This window comes from Tolypothrix sp. VBCCA 56010, assembly GCF_050875635.1.
Taxonomy (GTDB): Bacteria; Cyanobacteriota; Cyanobacteriia; order Cyanobacteriales; family Nostocaceae; genus Hassallia.
In genome coordinates this window covers 1-757 of sequence record NZ_JBPAOH010000389.1, presented here as the reverse complement: position 1 = coordinate 757, position 757 = coordinate 1, and the positions used below count along the sequence as shown (strand labels likewise).

The following is a 757-nucleotide window of genomic DNA, read 5'->3' as shown; positions in this document are numbered from 1 at the left end:
ACGGGATGGAAGAACGGATTAAACAGTATGCACAAACCCTGCCCACCCGAAGTGGTCATGGTAAACGGGATAACCGTTATGCCCTCAGCCTAATCCGGTACGCCGATGATTTCGTGATTCTCCACGAAAACTTAACCGTTGTCCAAAGATGTAAAGAGATTATCTCTGAATGGTTACAAGGCATGGGTTTGGAACTAAAGCCCAGCAAAACGAGACTTACTCACACTCTCAACCAGTATGAGCAAGAAAAACCAGGGTTTGACTTGCTTGGTTTTACGATACAACAATTTCCACAAGGAAAGTATCACTCGAAACAGGGTTTTAAAACAATCATCACCCCAAGCAAGCAAAAGCAAAAGGTACATTACGAACAAATCGCACTAGTTATTGAAGCTCACAAGGCAGCACCGCAAGCGGCGCTAATCAGACACTTAAACCCAATTATCAGGGGATGGGCTAACTACTACGCGACTGTGGTAAGCAAGATTGCTTACTCAGACATTGACGACCTCACGTACCAAAAGTTAAGCGCTTGGGCAAAACGCCGCCACCCAAAAAAGAGCGGGGAATCGGTGTCAAAAAGGTATTGGCAATCCATAGGCGATGATAACTGGGTATTCGCAACCAAGAACGAAGGGTTAACCCCACTTCGGTTACTAAACCATGCCGACACTCCAATAGTTCGACATGTCAAAGTCAAAGGCGAATCGTCACCATACGACGGAAACCTGGTTTATTGGAGTACAAGAATGGGTAA

Annotated in this window: 1 protein-coding gene; it reads left to right on the top strand. The window is 45.4% G+C overall.

The genetic code is table 11. From position 1 onward, the window contains the following. On the top strand, positions 1–757 hold a 757-nt coding region (locus AABK37_RS41665; protein ID WP_432557223.1), incomplete at both ends, for a group II intron maturase-specific domain-containing protein.